The organism is Streptomyces sp. NPDC029041 (genome assembly GCF_040637515.1).
Classification (GTDB): Bacteria; Actinomycetota; Actinomycetes; order Streptomycetales; family Streptomycetaceae; genus Streptomyces.
The window spans coordinates 152,742-174,804 of the sequence record NZ_JBEZWO010000001.1 but is presented as its reverse complement, the minus strand read 5'-3'; the positions used below and the strand labels follow the sequence as shown (position 1 = coordinate 174,804).

Annotated in this window: 19 protein-coding genes; 10 read left to right on the top strand and 9 right to left on the bottom strand. The window is 72.3% G+C overall.

All coding sequences use genetic code 11. The features are described 5' to 3' along the window. From AB0F04_RS00795 to AB0F04_RS00780, 4 genes are all read left to right on the top strand, one after another. Complete coding sequence (locus AB0F04_RS00795) at positions 1-1,950, top strand: fumarate reductase/succinate dehydrogenase flavoprotein subunit (protein WP_362036267.1); 1,950 nt, start codon at positions 1-3, stop codon at positions 1,948-1,950. Beyond that, a complete protein-coding gene (locus tag AB0F04_RS00790; RefSeq protein ID WP_362036265.1) occupies positions 1,947-2,693 on the top strand; it encodes a succinate dehydrogenase/fumarate reductase iron-sulfur subunit in 747 nt (248 codons plus the stop codon). The genes AB0F04_RS00795 and AB0F04_RS00790 overlap by 4 nt, the downstream gene beginning before the upstream one ends. Positions 2,694-3,135: 442 nt before the next feature. Then, positions 3,136-3,903, top strand: a complete 768-nt coding sequence (locus AB0F04_RS00785; protein WP_362036263.1) for a GNAT family N-acyltransferase — start codon at positions 3,136-3,138, stop codon at positions 3,901-3,903. After that, positions 3,903-4,718, top strand: coding sequence for a lysophospholipid acyltransferase family protein (locus AB0F04_RS00780; RefSeq protein WP_362036261.1), 816 nt, complete (start codon positions 3,903-3,905; stop codon positions 4,716-4,718). The genes AB0F04_RS00785 and AB0F04_RS00780 overlap by 1 nt, the downstream gene beginning before the upstream one ends. A gap of 42 nt (positions 4,719-4,760) precedes the next feature. Here the strand turns inward: AB0F04_RS00780 and AB0F04_RS00775 are convergent, their stop codons facing one another. Continuing rightward, entirely contained in the window at positions 4,761-7,106 is a 2,346-nt protein-coding gene (locus AB0F04_RS00775) for an excinuclease ABC subunit UvrA (protein WP_362036259.1), read from the bottom strand. Positions 7,107-7,117: 11 nt separating this feature from the next. Further along, positions 7,118-8,113 carry an LLM class flavin-dependent oxidoreductase gene (locus tag AB0F04_RS00770; RefSeq protein ID WP_362036257.1) on the bottom strand — a complete coding sequence of 332 codons (996 nt, stop codon included), beginning with the start codon at positions 8,111-8,113 and terminating at the stop codon, positions 7,118-7,120. A gap of 131 nt (positions 8,114-8,244) precedes the next feature. On the opposite strand from AB0F04_RS00770, the gene AB0F04_RS00765 reads away from it, so the two are divergent. Next, positions 8,245-8,955, top strand: a complete 711-nt coding sequence (locus AB0F04_RS00765; RefSeq protein WP_362036254.1) for a nucleotidyltransferase domain-containing protein — start codon at positions 8,245-8,247, stop codon at positions 8,953-8,955. Here the strand turns inward: AB0F04_RS00765 and rpmF are convergent. The 4 genes from rpmF to AB0F04_RS00745 all read right to left on the bottom strand — a co-directional run bounded on the left by rpmF (position 8,938) and on the right by AB0F04_RS00745 (position 12,703). Next, the gene (gene rpmF / locus AB0F04_RS00760; RefSeq protein ID WP_053673734.1) at positions 8,938-9,108 is read right to left on the bottom strand and encodes a 50S ribosomal protein L32; all 171 of its coding nucleotides are present in this window, start codon (positions 9,106-9,108) and stop codon (positions 8,938-8,940) included. The genes AB0F04_RS00765 and rpmF overlap by 18 nt on opposite strands. Before the next feature lie 177 nt (positions 9,109-9,285). Next, positions 9,286-10,749 carry a glycosyltransferase family 2 protein gene (locus AB0F04_RS00755; protein ID WP_362036252.1) on the bottom strand — a complete coding sequence of 488 codons (1,464 nt, stop codon included), beginning with the start codon at positions 10,747-10,749 and terminating at the stop codon, positions 9,286-9,288. Further along, the gene (locus tag AB0F04_RS00750; protein WP_362036250.1) at positions 10,746-11,564 is read right to left on the bottom strand and encodes a glycosyltransferase family 2 protein; all 819 of its coding nucleotides are present in this window, start codon (positions 11,562-11,564) and stop codon (positions 10,746-10,748) included. The genes AB0F04_RS00755 and AB0F04_RS00750 overlap by 4 nt, the downstream gene beginning before the upstream one ends. Before the next feature lie 41 nt (positions 11,565-11,605). Beyond that, a complete protein-coding gene (locus tag AB0F04_RS00745; RefSeq protein ID WP_362036249.1) occupies positions 11,606-12,703 on the bottom strand; it encodes a glycosyltransferase family 2 protein in 1,098 nt (365 codons plus the stop codon). A 458-nt stretch (positions 12,704-13,161) separates the two neighbouring features. On the opposite strand from AB0F04_RS00745, the gene AB0F04_RS00740 reads away from it, so the two are divergent. The 5 genes from AB0F04_RS00740 (at position 13,162) to AB0F04_RS00720 (ending at position 17,483) form a co-directional block, all read left to right on the top strand. Next, entirely contained in the window at positions 13,162-13,836 is a 675-nt protein-coding gene (locus AB0F04_RS00740; RefSeq protein ID WP_362036247.1) for an ABC transporter ATP-binding protein, read from the top strand. Then, on the top strand, positions 13,833-14,513 hold the full coding sequence (locus tag AB0F04_RS00735; RefSeq protein WP_362036245.1) for a hypothetical protein: 681 nt from the start codon (positions 13,833-13,835) through the stop codon (positions 14,511-14,513). Before AB0F04_RS00740 ends, AB0F04_RS00735 begins: the two co-directional genes overlap by 4 nt. A gap of 197 nt (positions 14,514-14,710) precedes the next feature. Then, positions 14,711-15,796 (top strand): hypothetical protein, encoded by a 1,086-nt coding sequence (locus AB0F04_RS00730; RefSeq protein WP_362036243.1) that lies wholly within the window; start codon positions 14,711-14,713, stop codon positions 15,794-15,796. A 50-nt stretch (positions 15,797-15,846) separates the two neighbouring features. Beyond that, positions 15,847-16,668, top strand: coding sequence for a geranylgeranylglyceryl/heptaprenylglyceryl phosphate synthase (locus AB0F04_RS00725; RefSeq protein ID WP_362036242.1), 822 nt, complete (start codon positions 15,847-15,849; stop codon positions 16,666-16,668). Next, positions 16,665-17,483, top strand: a complete 819-nt coding sequence (locus AB0F04_RS00720; protein WP_362036240.1) for a Moenomycin biosynthesis protein MoeN5 — start codon at positions 16,665-16,667, stop codon at positions 17,481-17,483. Before AB0F04_RS00725 ends, AB0F04_RS00720 begins: the two co-directional genes overlap by 4 nt. 130 nt (positions 17,484-17,613) lie before the next feature. Here the strand turns inward: AB0F04_RS00720 and AB0F04_RS00715 are convergent, their stop codons facing one another. The 3 genes from AB0F04_RS00715 to AB0F04_RS00705 are packed head-to-tail and all read right to left on the bottom strand — an operon-like array spanning position 17,614 to position 21,978. Further along, the gene (locus tag AB0F04_RS00715) at positions 17,614-19,206 is read right to left on the bottom strand and encodes a carbamoyltransferase C-terminal domain-containing protein (RefSeq protein WP_362036239.1); all 1,593 of its coding nucleotides are present in this window, start codon (positions 19,204-19,206) and stop codon (positions 17,614-17,616) included. Next, positions 19,203-20,474: a hypothetical protein gene (locus AB0F04_RS00710; protein ID WP_362036237.1), complete on the bottom strand. Its 1,272-nt coding sequence runs from the start codon at positions 20,472-20,474 to the stop codon at positions 19,203-19,205. The genes AB0F04_RS00715 and AB0F04_RS00710 overlap by 4 nt, the downstream gene beginning before the upstream one ends. Next, entirely contained in the window at positions 20,464-21,978 is a 1,515-nt protein-coding gene (locus AB0F04_RS00705) for a radical SAM protein (protein ID WP_362036235.1), read from the bottom strand. Before AB0F04_RS00705 ends, AB0F04_RS00710 begins: the two co-directional genes overlap by 11 nt. Between the last annotated feature and the right edge of the window lie 85 nt (positions 21,979-22,063).

The following is a 22,063-nucleotide window of genomic DNA, read 5'->3' as shown; positions in this document are numbered from 1 at the left end:
ATGACCTCCTACGCGGACTACGTGACCGGCGAGCCGGTCGTCGACTCCAAGGCCCCCTCCGGCCCCGTCCACGAGCGGTGGGACACGCGCCGCTTCGAGGCCAAGCTGGTCAACCCCGCCAACCGGCGCAAGCACACGGTGATCGTCGTGGGCACCGGCCTCGCCGGCGGCTCCGCCGGGGCCACCCTCGCCGAACAGGGCTACCACGTCGTGCAGTTCTGCTACCAGGACTCGCCGCGCCGCGCCCACTCCATCGCCGCGCAGGGCGGCATCAACGCCGCGAAGAACTACCGCAACGACGGCGACTCCGTCCACCGGCTGTTCTACGACACCGTCAAGGGCGGTGACTTCCGGGCCCGCGAGTCCAACGTGCACCGGCTCGCGCAGATCTCCGTCGAGATCATCGACCAGTGCGTCGCCCAGGGCGTGCCCTTCGCGCGCGAGTACGGCGGGCTGCTCGACACCCGCTCGTTCGGCGGCGTGCAGGTGTCGCGCACGTTCTACGCCCGCGGCCAGACGGGCCAGCAGCTCCTCCTCGGCGCCTACCAGGCGCTCAGCCGGCAGATCGCCGCCGGGAACGTCGAGATGCACCCGCGCACCGAGATGCTCGACCTGATCGTCGTCGACGGGCGGGCGCGCGGCATCGTGGCCCGTGACCTCGTCACCGGGCGCATCGGCACGTACTACGCGGACGCGGTCGTCCTCGCCTCCGGCGGCTACGGCAACGTCTTCTACCTGTCGACGAACGCCATGAACTCCAACGCCACCGCGATCTGGCGGGCCCACCGGCGAGGCGCGTACTTCGCCAACCCGTGCTTCACCCAGATCCACCCCACGTGCATCCCGCGCACCGGCGACCACCAGTCCAAGCTGACGCTGATGAGCGAGTCGCTGCGCAACGACGGACGGATCTGGGTGCCCAGGGAGAAGGGCGACCAGCGGCCCCCGAACGAGATCCCCGAGGACGAGCGCGACTACTACCTGGAACGCATCTACCCGTCCTTCGGCAACCTCGTCCCGCGCGACATCGCCTCCCGGGCGGCGAAGAACGTCTGCGACGAGGGCAGGGGAGTGGGCCCCGGCGGCCAGGGCGTGTACCTGGACTTCGCCGACGCCATCACGCGGATGGGGCGCAAGGCCGTCGAGGCCAAGTACGGCAACCTCTTCGACATGTACCAGCGGATCACCGACGAGGATCCGTACGAGGTGCCGATGCGCATCTATCCCGCCGTGCACTACACGATGGGCGGCCTGTGGGTCGACTACGACCTCCAGACCACCATCCCCGGCCTGTTCGCGATCGGCGAGGCCAACTTCTCCGACCACGGCGCCAACCGGCTCGGCGCCTCCGCGCTGATGCAGGGACTCGCCGACGGCTACTTCGTCCTCCCCTCCACCATCAACGACTACCTCGCCCGCAACCCGCACCACGAGGCGGTGACCGACGAACACCCGGTCGTCCAGGAGGTGCTGGCCGAGACACAGGACCGGCTCAACCTACTGCTGTCGGTGGACGGCGACCGCACCCCCGACTCCTTCCACCGCGAAGTCGGCGAACTCATGTGGGAGTTCTGCGGCATGGCCCGCACCGACTCGGGACTGCGCAAGGCACTGGAGCGCATCCCGCAGATCCGCGAGGAGTTCTGGCGGCGCATCAAGGTGCACGGCACCGGCGAGGAGTTCAACCAGTCGCTGGAGAAGGCCAACCGCGTCGTCGACTACCTGGAGCTCGCCGAGCTGATGTGCCTCGACGCGCTGCACCGCGAGGAGTCCTGCGGCGGCCACTTCCGCGAGGAGTCCCAGACGCCCGACGGCGAGGCCGCCCGCAAGGACGAGGAGTTCGCCTACGCCGCCGCCTGGGAGTTCACGGGCACCGGCGAGGCTCCCGTCCTGCACCGCGAAGACCTGGTCTTCGAGTACGTCCACCCCACCCAGCGGAGCTACGCATGAAGCTCACCCTGCGCGTCTGGCGGCAGAAGAACGCCGGCGCAGACGGCACGATGTCCACGTACGAGGTGGACGGCATCTCGCCCGACATGTCGTTCCTGGAGATGCTCGACACGCTCAACGAGGAGCTCATCGTCAAGGGCGAGGACCCCGTCGCCTTCGACCACGACTGCCGCGAGGGGATCTGCGGGGCGTGTTCGCTCGTCATCAACGGCGATGCGCACGGGCCCGAGCGGACCACCACCTGTCAGTTGCACATGCGCTCGTTCGAGGACGGCGACACGATCGACGTGGAGCCGTGGCGCGCGTCGGCGTTCCCGGTGATCAAGGACCTGGTCGTGGACCGGTCGGCGTTCGACCGGATCATCCAGGCCGGCGGGTACATCACCGCGCCGACCGGGGCGGCCCCCGAGGCGCACGCCACGCCGGTGCCGAAGCCGGACGCCGACTTCGCCTTCGAGCACGCCGAGTGCATCGGGTGCGGGGCGTGTGTGGCGGCCTGCCCCAACGGGGCGGCGATGCTGTTCACGTCCGCCAAGATCAACCACCTGAACGTGCTGCCGCAGGGGGCGCCCGAGCGGGAGACGCGGGTGCTGGACATGGTGGAGCAGATGGACGAGGAGGGGTTCGGAGGGTGCACGCTCGCGGGCGAGTGCGCCACCGCCTGTCCGAAGGGCATCCCGTTGATGTCCATCACGAGCATGAACAAGGAGTGGCTGCGGGCGGCGCGGAAGGTGAAGCGGTAGCGCCGTAGCGCCGTAGCGGCTCGGTGCTTCGGCGGCTGCGGGTGGGCTGTGGTGGGTCGCGCAGTTCCCCGCGCCCCCAGGGGGTCGCAGTGAACGTTCGCCGGCAGGTGCGGACGGGCGGGGCCGGGAGTGGTGCTCATCCCCGGTCCCGTCTCGCTTGTTACGGACCGGGTCCGCGAGCAGGGGGCCTCCCAGCGGGCCGCCTCTCCGGCACCGCGCACCCCCGACGTGCGGCGCCGCAAGGCCGCAGAGGCCGCCGGAGGCACCGCCCTCGACGAGCGCCCTCACATGCCAAGGCGCGTGCCGTTCAGCAACCTCACACCCGCTCTCTCTGCACATGACACGCGACGGTCAGGCGGTGTCGGGAGAACAGAGGCGAAGGCCCGCACGACACCGCTCAGCGCCCCGCCTCACCGCCCCGGCCCGTGACCAGGAGAGAGCCATGACCGGCGTACTGACCGTCGACCGCCCCGCGCAGCCCGCGGCCCCCACTCGCTACACCGTCGCCCTGGCCCGGAACGAGGAGGACGTGCGGGCCGCCCAGCGGCTGCGGCACGACGTCTTCGCCGGGGAGCTGGGCGCCCTCCTGGCCGGCCCGCAGCCGGGCCTCGACGCCGACGCGTTCGACGCGTACTGCGACCACCTGCTCGTACGGGAGGAGACGACCGGCCAGGTCGTCGGCACCTACCGGCTGCTGCCGCCGGAGCGTGCTGCGGTGGCCGGACGGCTGTACTCCGAGGGCGAGTTCGACCTGAGCGCGCTGGACGGGATCCGGCCGCAGCTCGTCGAGGTCGGCCGCTCCTGCGTGCACCCCGACCACCGTGACGGCGCTGTCATCGGCCTCATCTGGGCCGGCATCGCCCGCTACATGGTCGACCGCGGTCACGAGTGGCTGGCCGGCTGCTGTTCCGTCCCGCTCGCGGACGGCGGCGCCCTCGCGTCCGCCACCTGGGACCGGGTGAGCGGGCGGCACCTCTCCCCGGAGGAGTTCCGGGTCCGGCCGCTGCTGCCGTGGACGCCGGGCACCGCGCCCGCGACCCGCGTCGAACTGCCCGCGCTGCTCCGGGGGTACCTGCGCCTCGGTGCCTGGGTGTGCGGTGAACCGGCCCACGACCCGGACTTCGGCGTCGCCGACCTGTACGTGCTGCTGCCGATGAGCCGCGTCAACGCGCGCTACCTGCGCCACTTCCTCTCCCTCGTACCGGCCTGATGAGCGCCTGGCTGCCCACCGCGCCCTGCACGCCCGAGGCCTGTGTCCAGGAACCGGCGGCCGTGCGGGCGCGGGACGTGCCGCGTGCCGTGCTGCGGCTCGGCGCGGTCGTGCTGCTCCTGATCGCGGGGATCGCGCTGACACCCTTCGGCGCCCGGATACCGGCGTCACTGGTCCGGCGCTGGTGCCGGTGGATCGTACGGGCCGCCGGAGTCCGGGTCCGGATCACCGGTGCCGCCGCCCCCGCCGGGGGACTGCTGCTGGTCGCCAACCACATCTCCTGGCTGGACATCCCGCTGCTCGCCGCCGTACGCCCCGCCCGGATGCTGGCCAAGACGGAGGTGCGGCACTGGCCCGTCGCCGGTGCGCTGGCCGCCCGCGGCGGAACCCTGTTCATCGACCGCGACCGGCTGCGGGCCCTCCCGGACACCGTCGCCCGGATCGCCGAGGTCCTGCGCGAGGGCACCGCGGTCGCGGCCTTCCCCGAGGGCAGCACCTGGTGCGGCCGGGCCCAGGGCGCCTTCCGCCGGGCCGTCTTCCAGGCGGCCCTGGACGCCGGGGTGCCGGTCCAGCCGGTCCGCCTCGGCTACCGGCTCGGTGACGGCAGGGCCAGCACGGCCCCTGCTTACGTCGGCGCGGACACGCTGCTGGCCTCCCTGTGGCGGGTGACGACGGCCCGTGGCCTGATCGCGGAGGTCGAGGTGCGCGAGGCCCTCCCGCCGGGCAGCAATCCCGACCGCCGCGCTCTCGCCCGAGCGGCACAGTCGCAGGAGACAGCCGCGCCGGCCTGGACGCACACGGTGCTGGTGGCGTAGAGGCACCCGGATACCGGCGACATGCGTGCGCGCCGCCGGACCTCAGCGGCCCCCGGACAGCGCCCGTACCAGATACGGTGCCGTCCGGCTGTCCGCCGAGCGGGCGACCTCCGCCGGCGGGCCCGCCGCCACGATCCGGCCCCCTTCGTCACCGCCGCCCGGCCCGAGGTCGATCACCCAGTCCGCGCCGGCGACGACCGACATGTCGTGCTCGACGACGACCACCGTGTGCCCGGCGTCGACGAGGCCGTGCAACTGGCGCATCAGGACGTCCACGTCCGCCGGGTGCAGCCCGGTCGTGGGCTCGTCGAGGAGGTACAGCGTGTGGCCGCGCCGGCCTCGCTGCAGTTCGCTCGCCAGCTTGATGCGCTGGGCCTCGCCGCCGGAGAGCTCGGTCGCGGGCTGGCCGAGGCGGAGGTATCCCAGGCCGACGTCGAGCAGGGTGCCGAGGCTGCGGGCCACGGCCGGGGTGTCCGCGAAGAACTCCGCAGCGCTCTCCACCGTCAGATCCAGCACCTGTGCGATGTTCCGCCCCCGGTACCTCACCTCCAGCGTCTCCGGGTTGTAGCGGGCCCCGCCGCAGTCCGGGCAGGGCGCGTACGTGCTCGGCAGGAAGAGCAGCTCCACGCTGACGAACCCCTCACCCTGGCAGGTCTCGCAGCGCCCGCCCGCCACGTTGAAGGAGAACCGCCCGACGCCGAAACCGCGTTCGCGCGCCCCCTCGGTGGCCGCGAACACCTTGCGCACGACGTCGAAGAGGCCGGTGTAGGTCGCGAGGTTGGAACGCGGAGTGCGGCCGATCGGCTTCTGGTCGACCGACACCAGCCGGCCCACGCCCGCCGAGTCCTCCGTGATCTCGCCGATGAGCGTGGACTTGCCCGAACCGGACACGCCGGTGACCGCGGTGAACACGCCGAGCGGGAACTCCCCCGTCACGCCGCGCAGGTTGTGGCGGGTGATCGGGCCGGTCGTCAGCCACCCGGTCGCCTCGCGCACCTCGCGGGCCGGGGCGGGGGAGCGGCCGAACAGGTAGCGGGCGGTCGCCGACTCCTCGACGCCCGCCAGCCCCGCCACCGGGCCGCTGTGCAGCACCCGCCCGCCGTGCTCACCCGCGTCCGGACCCACGTCGACCAGCCAGTCGGCGGCACGCACCACGTCCAGGTGGTGTTCCACCACGAACACCGAGTTCCCGGACGCCTTCAGCCGCGCCAGCACCGTGAGCAGCGCCTCGGTGTCCGCCGGGTGCAGTCCGGCCGACGGTTCGTCGAGGACGTAGACGACTCCGAACAGGCCGGAGCGCAGCTGGGTGGCGAGGCGCAGGCGCTGCAGTTCGCCCGCGGAGAGGGTGGGAGTCGGCCGGTCGAGGCTGAGGTAGCCCAGACCCAGCTCGACGACCGGTGCGATACGGGCCCGCAGGTCGTCGGTGAGCACCCGGGCGGCCGCCGAGCTCGCGTCGAGACCGGCGGCCAGGTCCACCAGCGGCAGTGCCGCCAGCTCGGCGATGGTCCGGCCGCCGAACGTCACCGCCAGGGCCTCGGGGCGCAGCCGGCTGCCGCCGCAGGCCGGGCAGGGCGCACTTTTGAGGAACCGCTCAGCCCTGGCCCGCAGGGTGGCGCTCCTGGAGTCCGAGAACGTCTTCATCACGTAGCGGTGGGCGCTCATGTACGTGCCCTGGTAGGGCCGTTGGATGCGGTCGGCGTCCCGCACGGGGTGCACCGTGACGACCGGCTGCTCCTCCGTGAACAGGATCCACTGCCGCTCGTCGGCGGGCAGCTCCCGCCACGGCCGGTCCACGTCGTGGCCGAGCGCGTCGAGAATGTCCCGGAGGTTCTTGCCCTGCCAGGCTCCCGGCCACGCGGCGATCGCCCCGTCGCGGATCGACAGCGACGGATCGGGGACCAGCAGCTCCTCGCTCGTGCGGTGCACCCGCCCGAGCCCGTGGCACCGCGGGCAGGCGCCCACCGCAGTGTTGGGCGAGAAGGCGTCGGAGTCGAGCCGCTCGGCGCCGGGCGGGTAGGTGCCGGCCCGGGAGAACAGCATGCGCAGGGAGTTGGACAGGTTGGTGACGGTGCCGACGGAGGAGCGCGACGTAGGCGCCGCCCGGCGCTGCTGGAGCGACACCGCCGGGGGCAGACCCGTGATCTCCCCGACCTTCGGCGCGCCGACCTGGTGGATCAGCCGGCGCGCGTACGGCGCCACCGACTCGAAGTAACGCCGCTGCGCCTCCGCGTAGATCGTGCCGAACGCCAGCGACGACTTGCCCGAGCCGGACACGCCGGTGAACACGGCCAGCACGTCCCGGGGGATGTCGACGTCGACGCCCCGGAGGTTGTGCTCACGGGCTCCGCGGACACGGACGTACGGGTCATGGAGGTCGCGGTCGTGCATGGGAGACGACTCTAACCGGATCCAGCCGAGGTGATCGCGGCCAGCCGCCGGTAGGAGTCCAGCAGGGCTTCACGGTCGTACGTGCTGGTCGTGACGAGTACCTCCTGGGCGCCCGTCTCCTTCAGCAGCGTCTGCAGTTCGTGCGCCACCTGCTCCTCGGTGCCGGCGATGTGGCCGGTCAGACCGGACTCGTAGAAGCCGCGTTCCTTGGCGGTCATCGTGCCGGTCTCCACGCGCTCGGCGGGCGGCAGCGGCGGGAAGGTGCCGTGGGTGCGGGAGTGCGCCATGGACCAGGCCTCCGGGATCAGCAACCGCCGGGCCTCCTCGGGGGTACCGGCCACGGCGATCGTGCCCGAGACGACGACGTAGGGCTCCGCGGCCCAGACGGAGGGGCGGAAGTGGTCACGGTAGTGGTCGATGCCGCGCCGCATCCTGTCCCTGTTCCTGAGGTCCCCGATGACCATCGGCAGGCCCGCCCGGGCGGCGATGCCGACGCCCTCGCCCATCGCCAGGACGAAGGGCGGAACACTCAGGCCCTCGGCGGGACGGGCGTGGACCCCGGTGGGGGAAGTGCCCCGGAACCAGCCGAGCAGCTCCGCGAGCTGGGCCTCGAAGTCGTCGGCGTCGCCCTTGTCACGGCCGAGGGCCCTGCGCACCCCGTCCGTGAAGCCGACGGAGCGGCCGAGGCCCATGTCGATCCGTCCGGGGAACAGCGACTCCAGCACGCCGAACTGCTCGGCCACGATCAGCGGCCGGTGATTGGGCAGCATCACCCCGCCGGTGCCGACCCGGATCGTCCGGGTCGCGCCCGCGACGGCGGCGGCCAGCACGGTCGGAGCGGAGCCCGCGACCCCCGGCACGCCGTGGTGCTCGGATACCCAGACGCGGTGGTAGCCGAGCCGCTCCAGCTCCTGCGCCAGCCGCACGGTGTCGCGCAGCGCCTCGGGGTGGGTGTGCCCCTCGCGGGTGCGGGAGCGGTCGAGGACGGACAGGCGCACGGGATCCATACCAGGTTCTACGCCGGGCGGCCCCGCCCGTATTCCGCCGTCCCGCGTGGACCACCGCCGGAAAACCCGGTGACCGCGTCCGGGCACGTCAGGACAATGGTCCGGTACCCCGTAGCGAAAGGCGGCCGACCGTGACCGTCCCCCACGTCCTGCTCTCCGGCATCGTCGGATCGACCGCCTACGGCCTGGCCCGCCCGGGTTCGGACATCGACCGCCTCGGCCTGTTCGCCGCGCCGACCGAAGAGCTGCACGGTCTGCACCGGCCGAAGGAGTCCCACGTCAGCACGGCCCCGGACCGGACTCTGCACGAGGCCGCCAAGTGGTGCCGGCTGGCCCTGGGCGCCAACCCGACCGCGATGGAGCTGGTGTGGCTCCCGGACGAGCTGTACGAGGTGCGCACCCCGCTGGGCGACGAACTCATGGGCATCCGTTCGTCGTTCCTGAGTGCCAAGCGCGTCCGGGACGCCTATCTCGGGTACGCCACCCAGCAGTTCCGGCGGCTGGAGAGGCGCGGTGACGGTTCGTTCTCCGCCGACACCCGTAAGCGCACGGCCAAGCACGCCCGGCATCTCAAGCGGCTGTGCGCGCAGGGCCTGGAGCTGTACACCACCGGGCGGTTGACGATCCGCGTCGAGGACCCGGACGAGTACCACGCCTTCGGCGAGCGCGTCGCCGCCGACCCCGCGGCCGCCCTGCCCCTGCTCCGGCACCACGAGGCCGCCTTCGACGAGGGCCCCACGGCACTGCCGGACGAGCCCGACGAAGCGCCGGTCGAGGCGTGGCTGCGCCGGGTCCGGGCGCACTTCTGGGCCGAGACGGAGTACTCAGCCGTCGGGGCGTAGCAGGCCGCGTTCGTAGGCCTTGACGAGGTTCTGGGGGACCAGGTGCCGGACGCCGTCCACGGTGACGGGGACCAGCGTGGGTGTGGCCGCCTTCCACTGGGCCCGGCGGTGACGGGTGTTGCTGCGGGACATCTTCCGCTTCGGGACAGCCATGGGACTCCTCCTCGGTGGTCGGGCACCGAGACGCTACATGAAAATGGATCCCATTAACAATATGCGTCGTCCGGGTCCCGGCCTCCGCCGCCCCGGGACCCCTTGGTGAGGAGCTGATTTCGTCCCGCCCGGTGCAGCCGTATCCGTCGTAGGGCGGCGTGGGCGTGGCGCGGGGTGTCAGAGGTAGGGGACGCCCCGTTCCACGCTGCCGGCCAGGAAGCCGGAGAGCCGGGCGCCATAGCGGATCCAGCGGCGGCGCAGGGTCGGGGAGCGGGTCAGGTCCGGGGTGTGCAGCAGGAGCCAGGACCAGTTCATCAGGACGGTCCGGCCGTCCCGGCGCTCGAAGCCGGCGTGGCGGTAGGCGGCGTACAGGCGGGCGCCGGACCTGCCGTAGTTCCACTTCTGCCGGGCCAGCGAGGAGAGTTCGGCGCGCAGTCGGTAGTGCATCCGGGCGTCGTGCGTGTAGCGGACGCGGTAGCCGCACAGATGGGCCCGCCAGGACAGGTCCATGTCCTCGCCGCCGCCCCGGTAGCGCTCGTCCCAGCCGCCGATCGTGGTCAGCACGTCCTTCCAGACGGCGCAGTTGGCGCCGCGGGCGAAGGGCAGGAAGTCCGACTGCTCGGTCATCGGCGCCGGCTGCTCGTCGGTGTAGGCGGGGCTGAGGACACTGCTGTCCAGCGAACCGCCGATCAGGTCCGCGTCCGGCGCGGCGGCGGCGAGCGCGGCGAGCCAGCCGGGGTCGGCGACGTCGTCCGCGTCGCAGAACGTGATGAGGTCCCCGCGGGCGGCGGCGATCCCCCGGTTGCGGGCATAGCTCTCGCCGGGTCGTTCGCCCGCGTCGACGACCCGCAGACCGGGCAGGCGGAGACGGGACTTCTCCGCCACCTCGCGGGTCGCGTCGGTCGATCCGTTGTCGACGACGAGGACCTCCCAGTCGCCCCGGTAGGTCTGGGAGGCGAGCGCCTGGAGCTGTGCGGGGAGGGTGAGCGCGCCGTCGCGGACGGGAATCACGACGGAGACCTGCTCCGGGGCGCGCCTGTGACGGGCGGCAGCCATGGGCGGGACGTCCACGGCGGAGGTGAGGCGGGTCTCCCGTACGATCGCCGCTCCGGCGGCACGGGCCGCCGACTCGGTGGCGGCCGCGTCGCCGGTACGGCGCCGCACCAGCAGCCGCGGCACCATGACCCGCGCCGCCGTACGGCCCGTCGTGCCCAGCAGATCACGGCGTGCGGCGTAGGCGGCGCCGTCGAGTCCGGGCGTCAGGGCGATGCCGTCGACCAGGCCGTCGGGCCGCAGCCGGAGCGTGCCGCACGTGACGAGGCCCGCGCCGTCGCGGGCGGCCCGGGCCAGGTGGCGCAGCAGGTCCGGGAGGGGTTCGTCGCGGCCGTGGAGGAAGGCGACGTACGGAGTGGGCAGGGCGCGCGCCGCCTCGACGCAGGTCTCGGCGGCGGTCTCGGGGGTGCAGGGCTCGAAGCGCAGCCCGGGGTCGGGGGAGGGGTCCGCCGGGGTGACCACGGTGACGGCCGCGGGCGGCGCGGTCTGGCCGAGCAGGCCGCGCACCGCCGGCCCCCAGTCGCCGTCGGGAGCGACGACGACGACGCCGAACGCGGGCAGGGGCGGTTCCGTGGGCGTCACCGTCACCCGCCCACCGTGACGGGTTCCAGGCGGAAGTCGACGTCGTTGGGCGGTGCCACCAGCAGGGGGAGCAGTTCCTCGCGGGTGCGGGCCGCGCGGCGCCGGCGTTCCTGGGCGTTCATGGCCTCCGTGTAGGACCGGCGCTGCGCCGACCCGAACCCGGTCTCGGGCGCCTGGGTCAGGGACTGCGGCCAGATCCGGTACCGGTAGAGGACGTGCCGGACGCTGCGCAGCCGGAACAGACGGGCCGCCCGCAGATGGAAGTCGGTGTCGGCGCCCAGCCGGACGGTGCCGTCGAAGCCGCCGAGCCGCTCCAGCACCTCGCGGCGCACGACCGACGAGGGGTGCAGCAGCACCGTCGAACGGCCCAGGCGTATCCACAGGTTGCCGTTGCGGGGCATCCGGCGGTGTCCGGTGCCCCGGCCCGACGCGTCGATGTACTCGTAGGCGCAGCCCACCAGGTCGGCCTTGCCCCTTTCCAGCAGGGCGAGTTGGTGGCGCAGCCGGCCGGGCAGGCTGATGTCGTCGGCGTCCTGGAAGGCGATGTACGGAGTGTCGGCGGTCTCCAGCACCTTGTTCTTGATGCGCAGATGGCCGACGTTCTCGGAGGCCCGCAGCACGGTCAGCCGTGGGTCCCCGGCGAACGGACGCAGCGCCGCGGTCCACGTCTCGTCGGGGGAGCAGTCGTCGACCACGACGAGGCGGAGGTCGGGCCGGTCCTGGGCGAGGATTGAGCCGACCGCCGCGCCCACGTAGTCCGCGCAGTCGTAGTGGGGCAGGACGACGGTGACCGCCGCCTGCGTGGGTGCCGGTGTCCGCACGGCGTCTCCCTTCCGGGGCCGCCGATGCGCGGCCGCCTGTGTCAGCGTCCGGTGTGCGCCGCCGCGGCCCGCGCCTCGGCGGCCGGGCTGCGGAAGTCGCCCTCGTGGCCCCAGGCCACGTGGCGCAGCGGGCGGCCCACCACACCGCGTGCGGCGAGCTGCGTGCCGACCGCGCAGAACCATGTCAGGTGGACGGCCTTGACGGTCCAGCGCTTCAGTCCCCGTACCGTGCCGCCGCTGCCGTCCCACGCGGCGAGCGGCCACAGGCCGTGGAACAGGGTGCCGGTGAGGTAGGTGCGGGCGGTCGCCCAGGGGTAGTCGGCCGTGCACGTGACATGGCTGTAGAGGGAGCGGCGCAGCCGGCGCAGGGTGTCGGAGGTGCGGGCGACGCGGTAGAAGCTGCCGTGGGCGTCCGGCACCACTTCGAGGGCGTGCAGGGGGTCGGCCGCGTCGGGGTCGAGGAGTTCGAAGAGCACATGGCCGTCGTCGGCGAGTCGCCGGGCCGGGATGCCTCCGGCGAGCACGTGGGAGGCGACGAGCATGCAGGCCGCCGCCGGCAGGGCGCCGGGCGGCACCGTGACGCCGGAGACCCGGTCCATCGTGCGGGACGTGGCCGAGTCACGCGGCAGGGCGACGAGCCGGGCGCCGACGGCGCCGGTGCGGCCGCGTTCGTGGAAGCGGTCGACGAGCCGGGCCAGGCAGCCGGGGCCGAACTCCACGTCGTCGTCGGTCCACAGCCAGCCCACGTGACCGAGCGGGCGGGACAGCCCGAGGGCCGTGTTGATCGTGCGGATCTTCCCCGGCCCGGGCAGCGCGAAGCCGATGACGGGCAGGGCGGTGGACCGGGTCAGCTCGCGCAGTCGGTCGAGGGCCTCCGCCTGTTCGCCGGGGCCGTACTGCATGCCCAGCCAGACCGTCAGCGGCAGGTCGGGACGGGCCTGTCGTACGCCTTCGAGGGCGTCGAGGAGGTGGTCGAGCGCGGTCCGGTGCGCGCGTCGGTCGCAGCGCGCCACATAGGTCGGCAGCAGCACGCCGAGTCCGCCGGAGGGCAGTGGTCCGAGGTCCTCCCGGATCTCTCCCGAGCGGACCAGGGTCACCGGAGTGGGGGGCGGGGGCGGCGGATCGAAGCCCCGGGCCACCGCGCGTTGCCACACTGTGCGCCCGTTTCCGGTGCCCCCGCGCATCCGCGTCCCTTCGTCGGCCGAACCGTGCGTCGCCCGTTCCGGCCCTCCGCCGGATTACCGCGGACGAATGCGCTGATTCCGACGAGGCGCACTCTAACCGGCGTTTTCAAGTGATCACAAGAGGTCGCTCTGTTTCTGATTCATGGCCGAAATGCCGTTGTTCCACTTGTATCCGTCCGGTAAATCCGCCGGATAGGCGGGCGTCATTAGGGTGGCAACCTGGCCGAATTCCGTTGCTGCCGCACACGGTTCACCCCGGGGGTCATCCGGGAAACGACCGAAAAGCGTCGGCCGGATTTTTCCGCTCCGCCCCGTGTGCCGGTGGCCGGTACGGTCTGCCGATCCGGCTGTGGCAGGCTAACGGGACGGCATTCCGCGCCATTCGTCGCGGCGGCGGAAGGAAGGTGGCACACATGAGGTATTCCGCACCTGCGGAACAGCAGTTGGGAGGGGCGTCCGGGCCGTCGTCCGGGCGCGACGTCCGGCTGCACGCTCAGGGGATCGTCAAGAGCTACGGCCGCCGCCGTGTCCTGAACGGTGTCGACCTCGTCGTCCGCGTGGGAGAGGTCGCCGCGATCGTGGGAAGCAACGGGGCCGGCAAGTCCAGCATGCTGAAGATCTGCGCGGGCCTGCTCGCCCCGGACAAGGGCCGGGTGACCATCACCGGCCGCCTCGGCTACTGCCCGCAGAACGCCGGTGTCATGGGGTTCCTCACCCCCCGCGAGCACTTCACGTTGTTCGGCACGGGCCGGGGCATGGGCGGCCGTGACGCCGACCGCCGCGGCCGTGAACTCGCCTCCAGGCTCGACTGGTCCGTCGCCCGGGGCACCCTCGCCAAGGACCTCTCGGGCGGCACCCGGCAGAAGCTGAACGTCGTCCTGTCCGCTCTCGGCGATCCCGACGTCCTGCTGCTCGACGAGCCCTACCAGGGCTTCGACCGGGGATCCTACGTGGACTTCTGGCAGAACGTCTGGAACTGGCGCGACCAGGGCAAGGCGATCGTCGTGGTGACCCACATGCTCAACGAGCTCGACCGGGTGGACCAGGTGCTGGACCTCAGCCCGCGCACGCAGGGGGCCGGCCGATGACCCGCACCCTGCGCATGGCCGAGATGACCCTGCGGGAACTGCTGCGCCGGCGCGGGGTCCTGGGCCTGCTCCTGCTCGTGCCCCTGGTGTTCTACCTGGGCCGGCACGACCAGCCTGGCCAGGCCATCCGCTTCGCCAGCCTGGGCGTCGGCTTCGCGGTGAGCACCGCGGCCCTCTTCTCGGCCGTAGGCGGCCGGGAGGTCGAGTCCCGTCTGACCCTGTCCGGTTTCCGGCCCCGGCACCTGTACCTGGGCCGTACCCTCGCTCTGCTCACCGCCGGACTGCTGATCTCCGCGCTGTACGCCGTGGTCGTCGTCGTGGACCAGGACGTGGCCGACCCGCAGGCGATCGCCCTGGAGTTGGCCCTGACCACGCTGGTCGCGGTGCCGCTCGGGCTGCTGCTGGGCCTCGCCGTTCCCCGGGACCTGGAGGGCAGCCTGCTGCTGATCTCCGTCATCGGCGCGCAGATGGTGATCGACCCGGCCAAGGACGTCGCCAAGATCCTGCCCTTCTGGTCGACCCGGGAGATCATCACCTACGCCGTCGACGGCGCCGACAGCGGATCCCTCGCCTCCGGCGCCACGCACGCCGTCGTGGTGACCGCGCTGCTGGTCCTGACGAGCGGTGCCGTCCTGTCGGTGCGATTGCGGCGACGCAGGCACATGCAATTCGTGTGAAGCCAACGCGCCATTGTCCGCCCATCGGGGGCCGGGTCCGTCCCGGCCCCCGATGCTTTGCGGAACCTGTCCAGGAAGAAGTGACCCTGTCTCGCCGATACGAACACGTGTAGGGTTGGGTAATCGTCCCGCCGACGTGGCGTCCGCCGCTCGGTATGGTGGCCCGGCTCGTCGCCTCTCCCCAGAAAGGAGAGTTCGTGAACGGTGCACAGCGATTACCCTCCGATGATTCCACGGAACAAGCCCTGTCGAGGGCGACGGAATTCCTCCGTTCCGCACGGGACGCGGACGGTTGGTGGAACGACTACGAAGTCCGCGGCCCCGGCCAGTTCTGGGCGACCGCCTTTGTCGGGGCCTCACTCGGGGAACTGCCCGGGGGCCCCGGGCGAGCGGCGGCGGTCTCCGCCTGGGAACTGCTGAAACAGGCCCGCGGCCCGTCGGACGGCTGGGGCTACTGCCCCCAGGTCCCCGGTGACGCCGACATCACCTCCTGGGTGCTGCGCCTGGCCGAGGCGCTGGACGCCTCCCGGGATCCCCGTGCCGACGAGGGATACCGCTTCGTGGCGGCGCACCTCCAGAAGGACGGCGGCATCTCCAGCTACCTCCCGGAGGTCGCCGCGCCGTTCCTGGACCGGGTCGCCCCCCGCTGGGACGCCTGGTACGGCAGTCACGCCTGCGTCACCGCGGCCGCCGCCGGACTCCTCGAACTGGGCGTCCGCGAAACGCTGTTGGCCCGGCTCCGGGAGATCCAGCGGCCCGACGGGGCGTTTCCCGCCTACTGGTGGCCCGACCGGGAGTACCCGACGGCACTCGCGGCGGAGGCGCTCACCACCGGCCGGCCGGCCGGGATTCCGGCCGAGGTGCGCTCCGCCGCCCGCTGGGCCGCGGCCCGGATCGGTGCCGACGGTGCCGTACGCACCGAGTGGGAGCCGGAGGGCTCCGCCTTCGCTACCGCCTTCGCGCTGCGCGCCGTCCTCGCGGGACAGGCGCCCGAACACCGTGACGCCGTCCGGCGGGCGGTGTCGTACCTGCTCGACTCGCAGGAGAAAGAAGGCGGCTGGCGGCCGTCGGCATGGTGCCGGGTGCCCGGCCCCATGGAGTGGGACCCCGACGCCCGCGAGCACTGGGAGCGCGGGCGGCGCGGAAAGGCCGCACTGGGCTCCGTCGTCCTGGACACCAGGGCGCTCTACACCACGGCGTCCGTCGTCGCCGCCCTGGCCAGGGCGAGCGCCGCGGCTGCGGCCCCGGCGGCCGGGCCGGGCCGCGCCGCGGACCCCGCATGACCGGCGCGCGACACGCCACGACCGGACAACAAGCCGGATAACAAGGGGGAATGCCGGTGAACACCTCACCGCAGCTCGTCCAGGGCACGCAAGTCCCGGCCCTGCCGGACCTGTTGGGCCGGGGCGACGTCCTCGCGCGGCTGCGGGACCACGAACGGGGGCCCATCCACATCATCGACCCGTTCAAGGTGCCGCTGGCCGAGGCCGTGGAGAAGGCCAAGCTCCTCGACGCGCTCGGCTATCCCGCCCTGATCCTCGCCAGCACCGACTACGAGTCGTTCGAGGCCCGGATGATCCCGTACGTGGCGGCGATCAAGGAGGTCACCTCGCTGCCGGTGCTGCTGCACTTCCCGCCGCGCAAGGGGCTCGGCTTCCCGCTGGCACGCGGCGCCGACGCCGTGGTGTTGCCGGCGCTGCTCGGCTCGCGCGACGACTACTACGTGTGGAAGAGCTATCTGGAGACCCTGGTCGGGCTGCCCGGCCGAATCGACCACGAGGACTGGCCCGAACTCCTGCTCACCGTCGCCCTCACCTTCGGCGAGGACCACAAGACGGGCCACCTGCTGGGCACCGTGCCGGTCGCCACCGCCGGAACCGAGCAGATCGACCGGTACATCGCGGTCACCCGCAGCTTCGGCTTCCACATGGTGTACCTGTACTCGCGCTACACCCAGGTCCCCGTCGACGTGGTCCGGCACTTCCGCCGGGGGCTGCACCCCGACCAGATCGTGTTCGTCAGCGGCAACGTCCGCCGGCGGGAGCACGTCACCGCCTATCTGGAGGCGGGCGCCGACTACGTGGGCTTCGCCGGGGCGCTGGAGCACGCCGACTGGCGGACGACGCTCACCGAGATCAGCCCGGACCGGCCGTGACCGCCGTACTGCCCGCGGACTACACCGCGGCCATGCTGGTCACCGAGTCCGAGAACCGTGACCACGTCACCGGGTTCGTCGCCCGCAACGGCGGATCGCCCGAACTCGTCGCCCACACCGCCGCGTTGCGTCTGTACCTGCGGGTGCCGCACTTCCTCACCGAGTGGGTCACCGACCCGCGGACGCGCGCGGGGGTCGCCCGCGCGCTGGCCATGGACATCGTGGCGATGAAGCTGCTCGACGACCTCATGGACGACGACACCGGGCTCAACCGCATCGAACTCGCTTGTCTGTGCCTGCATCTGCATCTGACGGCAGTGAAGGAGATGTGCGAGCTCGCCGCGGACGCCCGGTCGGTGACCAACCTGCTGGAAACCGATTTCACCGCGGTCTGCACCGGCCAGATCCGCACCAAGAGCCACCGTGCCCGGGACCTCGACGAGTGGTGCGCCAACGCCAGCACCTACGGCGCCACCTTCCTCGGCTGCTACGGCTCGCTCGCCGCGCTCTGCGGCCGGGAGGAGAAGTCCGTGGACCCCGCGCGGCGGTTCGCCGAGGCGTTCGGCACGATCATCACCATCGCCGACGATCTCACCGACTACGACCGCCACGGCGAGCGCGAAGGCAACCTCGGCCATCTGATGCGCACCGGGGCCGTCCCGGCCGCGGACGTCGAAGCACTGCTGGAGCGGCTGCGCGCCCAGGCGCTCGACGCGGTGCGGGAGCAACCGGCCTCCTCGGGACTGGTCCCCGTCGTCGGCCTCTACACCGACGACGTGCTGGACCGGTTGCTGCCGCGACATCTGGTGCACTGAGCTGCTTCGAGGTGGCCACCGACCGGATGACGGTCCATGAAGCGCGACGAGCGAGGCCCCCGGGCAGTCGACCGAGATGTCTGACGACTCGACCGCGCTGCTCGAAGCTCACCGACCGCCGGCCGATGGCCTACCGGGGCTCGCCCCGGTAGGCCATCACGTCGTCGAAGACGAACAGGTCCACGTCGCTGTCCGCGAAGTCGTCCAGGACGTGCCGGGCGGTGTGCGCGATGGCCCGGCCGGGGCCGTTGAGCGAGGTGTTGATCAGCGCCGGGACCCCCGTCAGCGTCTCGAACGACCCGAGCAGCCCGTGCAGCCGCGGCTGATCCGCGCCCAGTGTCTGGATCCGGCAGGTGCCGTTCACGTGCCGGGCCTCCGGAGCGGTCCCCTCCGGCAACTGGTACTCGAAGAGCATGTACGGCGAGGGCCTGCCGCCCGGGTACAGCTCGGCGAAGCGCTCGTCCCGCATCACGGCGCCCAGCGGGCGGTACCACTCACGCTGCTTGAGCTTCTCGCTCAACCGCTTGCGCATCCCGGACACGGCCGGGCTGCCCAGCAGCGAGCGGTGTCCGAGCGCCCGTGGCCCGAGCTCGGCCGCCCCCTCCGTCAGGGCCACCACACCGCCCTCCGCAAGCAGTCGGGCGACCGCGGAGGCGTCGTAGGGAACGGCCTTCAGCCCGGCGGTGTCCAGGGCCGCCAGGACGTCGGCGGGGGCCTCGCCGATGCCGTTGCCGTAGACGCTGAGGGGCTCGGGACGCCGGCCCAGGACGTAGGTGAGGGCGTAGATGCCCGCGCCCGCGAGGTGGCCCGCGTCGCCGCAGGCCGGGGGGATGGCGATGTCCCGGCCGAAGGCCTCGCGCAGCGCCGAGTTGGCGACGATGTTCAGCGCGCAGCCGCCGCCGAGGGCGATCGGGCCGACGCCTGTGGCGGTGCGGGTGACATGCCGGTCCAGGGCCGTGTGCACGGTCTCGGTGAACAGCTCCTGGAAGGTGGCGACGACATGGGCCACCGTCTCGAACTCCGGGTTGAACTCCGGCCGTCGGGCGAGGTCGGAGCGCACCCGCTCGGCCAGCTCCAGGTCGTGCGTCACCCGGGGATCCACCGCGAGCAGTTGCTCGCGCACCCGGAGGTCCGGCTGTCCGTAGCCGCCCAGGGCCATCACCTTGCCGGCCACGCTGGGGCTCTTGCCGAAGCCCAGCAGATGCCCGATCGCGGTCCAGCCGAAGCCGTTGCCGTACCAGGGCAGCGGGTCCTTGGCCACCCACTCCAGACGGCCTTGCTCGACCCGGAACAGGGAGCTGCGGGTGACCTGTCCGCGGCCCTCGTTGACCAGGACGAGGGTGCCCTCCTCGTGCCCGGCGTAGTGGGCCGCCAGCGCGGCGTGGGAGACCTCGTGCGTGACGACCAGACAGTCCACGCTGCGGCCGAGCAGCCCGCAGGTGGTCCGGTGGTGGAGCGCGCCGCCGTGGATCCGCTCCATCGCCCGGTCCAGGTCGGGGATCTGCAGCAGGGCGCTGCGGACCGGGGTGCTGACCGCCACCAGGTCGATGCCGTCGACGTCCACGCACGCCTGGGACAGCACGTGTTCCAGCGCGAGGTCCGAGCGGTGGTCGTGCTTGACGCGGGTGAGCCGTTCGGTCTCGACGGCGAAGACCAGCCGTCCGTCCTCGAAGTAGCCGACGCCGGTGTCGTGGCCGGCGGAGTGGAGAGACAGTACCTTCATCGGCGCTCCTGGTCAGCAGGGGTGAAGGGGGTGACCGCCGAGTACGGGGCCCACTCGACGCGGTGCAGCGGCCGGCCGGTCAGCCCGCGCAGGAACAGCTCCGTGCCGATTCCCGCGAACCAGGCGAAGTAGAGCCACTTGATGGCCGCCTTCTGGACACCGCGGCGGTGTCCGCCCTCGGCGTCGAAGCCGGTCAGCGGCCACATGCCGGAGAACAGCAGATGACGGAAGTAGTGGCGGACCACCGGCGCCGGCCAGTCGGCGAGGTCGACGAGATGGTTGATCAGCAGCCTGCGGATGCGGCGGCGGGTCTCGCCCGCGGGTCCGGCGACGTGGTAGTGGCACAGCGCGTCCGGAACGAGACGCAGCCGGCCCAGCGGATCGGACGCGTCGGGGTCCAGCAGCCGGAAGCAGACGTAGCCGTCGTCCGATATGTACCGGCCGGGTATGCCGCCGGACAGCACGTCGGTGGCCACCAGGATGCAGCAGCCGTGCGGGTAGGAGGTCGCGGGCGCCGCGATCTCCTTGGCCCGGGCCAGCAGCCGCGAGGTGGCGAACTCCTTGGTGTGCGGGACCTTCGTCGCGCCCACCGCGCCCCGGCAGCCGCCCGCCAGGAAGTCCCGGGCCAGCGCCGCCAGACAGCCCGGTTCCAGGGCCACGTCGTCGTCGACCCAGCCGACCCCGACACAGCCCAGCAGTTCGGCCACCTCGACGGTCGCGTTGAGCGTGCGGGGCTTGCCCGGCCCCGGCAGAGACAGCCCGCAGACGGTCAGCCGGGGCAGCCGGCCGCGGGCCCGGCGCAACAGCGCCCGCAGCCGTCGTACGGACTCGTCCTCCTCCTCGGCCGAGGACCACTGCATGCCGACGAACAGCACGACGGGCGCGTCCGGCTGTTCCTCGGCCAGGTCGGCCACCTGGTCCAGCAGAGCGTCGAGCCGTTGCTCCTGGTCGGCGAGGGGACCGCGGGAGACGTAGGTCGGGGCGACCAGGGCGAGGGCGGGGGAGGCGTCGGCGCGCAGCGCGTCGGCGGCGGCCTGCGCGTGGGAGAGCAGGGGCATCTCGCCCGACGGGCCGTCGGGCAGGACATGGCGCACCGGCACCGACCAGGACGCCGGCGGGCGGAAGCCCCGGGCCATGATCTTGCGGACGAGGTGGGTCACGAGCGGCTCGCCCGAGCGCTCGCGGCCGAAAGCCGGGAGCGGTTCGTTGAGCCGGACGGAAGGGCCCGGCCGCACCGGGCCGGCCGGGCGCGTGAGGTCAGAAGTCACGGTCGGTGTTGGATGTCGACCGGGCCAGGCTGCGCAGACCGTCCAGCGTGTTGCGCCACTGACCGGTGGCGGCCATGTGGGTCAGCAGCGGCTTAGCCATGGTGCGGCGCAGGAAGAAGGCGCGGTAGGCGGCCTGGGCGCGGCGCTGTGCGTCGGGCACCAGGTAGCCGATCCGGGCGTCGAACTCGCCCTGTACGAACCGGTCCCAGTAGTCGGCGGGTATCTGTCCGGCGGCCACCGACTCGGTGTGCAGCGGGGTGCCCGGCAGCGGTGTCGCGGTGTAGAAGCTCGCGTAGTCCAGCGGGATGCGGCAGGCGAGGTCGACGGTGGCGAGGAACTGCTCGCGGGTCTCGCCGAGCCAGCCGACGATGAAGTAGCCGAACCCCTTGATGCCGGCCTCGTGCGCGGAGGTGACGGCCCGTTCGATCTTCTCGATGTCGCTCTCCTTGCGCATCCGCTTGAGGATGTCCGGATCGCCGTGCTCGATGCCGAACCGCAGTCGCACGCAGCCCGCGCCGGCCATCGCCTTCAGCAGTGGCTCCGGCACCAGGTCCACCCGGGTCGGCGCCTCCCAGCGCACCTTCAGGCCCTGTTCGCCGATGAGCGCGCAAATCTCCCGGACCCGGCCGCGGTGCAGGGTGAAGACATCGTCGTAGAACATGATCTCCTTCACCCCGAACCGTTCTTTCAGTTCCGTCATCTCGCCGACGACGTCTTCGGGGCTGCGGTACATCGACTTCTTGTCGACGGCCTGCTTGAAGCAGAAACTGCACTTGAAGGGGCAGCCGCGGCTGGAGATCATCGTGGCGAACGGCCGCGGGGCCATGATCGAGTAGTAGTTGTTCATCGGCAGGCCGTCGCGGGTGGGCCAGCCGACCTCCTCGAGGTTGACCATCGGGGCGGCCCCGCCGTCGTGCTCGCGGGTCACCAGGCCCCGGATGCCCTCGGGTTTCTCGCCCTGCTCCAGCGCCTCGGCCAGCTCCGGCATGATCGTGATGCCCTCGCCGACGCCGACGTAGTCGATGCAGTCGTGGAAGAGGTTCTCGTGCGCGTAGACCTCGGTGTGCGGGCCACCGAGGATGACCTTGGCGCCGGTGCTCTTGGCCGCCTGACAGGCCTCGACCGCACCGGGCAGGCCGGGGGTGGTGGTGCTGACGCCGACCAGGTCCGGCTCGAAGTCGGCGAGGAGCCTGCGGAGGCCCTCGCTGTCGAGCCCGAGGGCGGGGGTGTCGACCTGGATGACGTTGTGGAAGCCGGCCGACTTCAGCGCGGTGTGGATGTAGCCGAGCCCGAGGTGCGGCAGAACGCCGGCGCGCTTTTGGACCTGGGTGATCTGGCGGGTGTTGAGGCACAGGTCGTGGTGGCGGACCAGGGCGATACGCAGGTTCCGTTTGCGCCAGCGCGGCAACTGCGGGCGGTCCGGCGCCGGGGCGACGGCCGTCGAGCAGCCACCCGACGCGGCCCCCGCCGCACCGGTACTGATGACGGGCAGTGTCTTCCGCATGATGTCCCCTCCTTCTGGGGTCGTGCGGGTGGTCGTGGTCGTGGTCGTGGTCGTGCGGAGGCGCTGTACGGGCGGTGGTCGTCGG

Coding starts and splice junctions, on each gene's coding strand:
- AB0F04_RS00715 (WP_362036239.1), bottom strand. CDS start 19,206: ATGAAGGTACTGTCTCTCCACTCCGCCGGCCACGACACCGGCGTCGGC.
- rpmF (WP_053673734.1), bottom strand. CDS start 9,108: ATGGCTGTCCCGAAGCGGAAGATGTCCCGCAGCAACACCCGTCACCGC.
- AB0F04_RS00790 (WP_362036265.1), top strand. CDS start 1,947: ATGAAGCTCACCCTGCGCGTCTGGCGGCAGAAGAACGCCGGCGCAGAC.
- AB0F04_RS00785 (WP_362036263.1), top strand. CDS start 3,136: ATGACCGGCGTACTGACCGTCGACCGCCCCGCGCAGCCCGCGGCCCCC.
- AB0F04_RS00735 (WP_362036245.1), top strand. CDS start 13,833: ATGACCCGCACCCTGCGCATGGCCGAGATGACCCTGCGGGAACTGCTG.
- AB0F04_RS00740 (WP_362036247.1), top strand. CDS start 13,162: ATGAGGTATTCCGCACCTGCGGAACAGCAGTTGGGAGGGGCGTCCGGG.
- AB0F04_RS00775 (WP_362036259.1), bottom strand. CDS start 7,106: ATGCACGACCGCGACCTCCATGACCCGTACGTCCGTGTCCGCGGAGCC.
- AB0F04_RS00780 (WP_362036261.1), top strand. CDS start 3,903: ATGAGCGCCTGGCTGCCCACCGCGCCCTGCACGCCCGAGGCCTGTGTC.
- AB0F04_RS00770 (WP_362036257.1), bottom strand. CDS start 8,113: ATGGATCCCGTGCGCCTGTCCGTCCTCGACCGCTCCCGCACCCGCGAG.
- AB0F04_RS00795 (WP_362036267.1), top strand. CDS start 1: ATGACCTCCTACGCGGACTACGTGACCGGCGAGCCGGTCGTCGACTCC.
- AB0F04_RS00725 (WP_362036242.1), top strand. CDS start 15,847: ATGCCGGTGAACACCTCACCGCAGCTCGTCCAGGGCACGCAAGTCCCG.
- AB0F04_RS00705 (WP_362036235.1), bottom strand. CDS start 21,978: ATGCGGAAGACACTGCCCGTCATCAGTACCGGTGCGGCGGGGGCCGCG.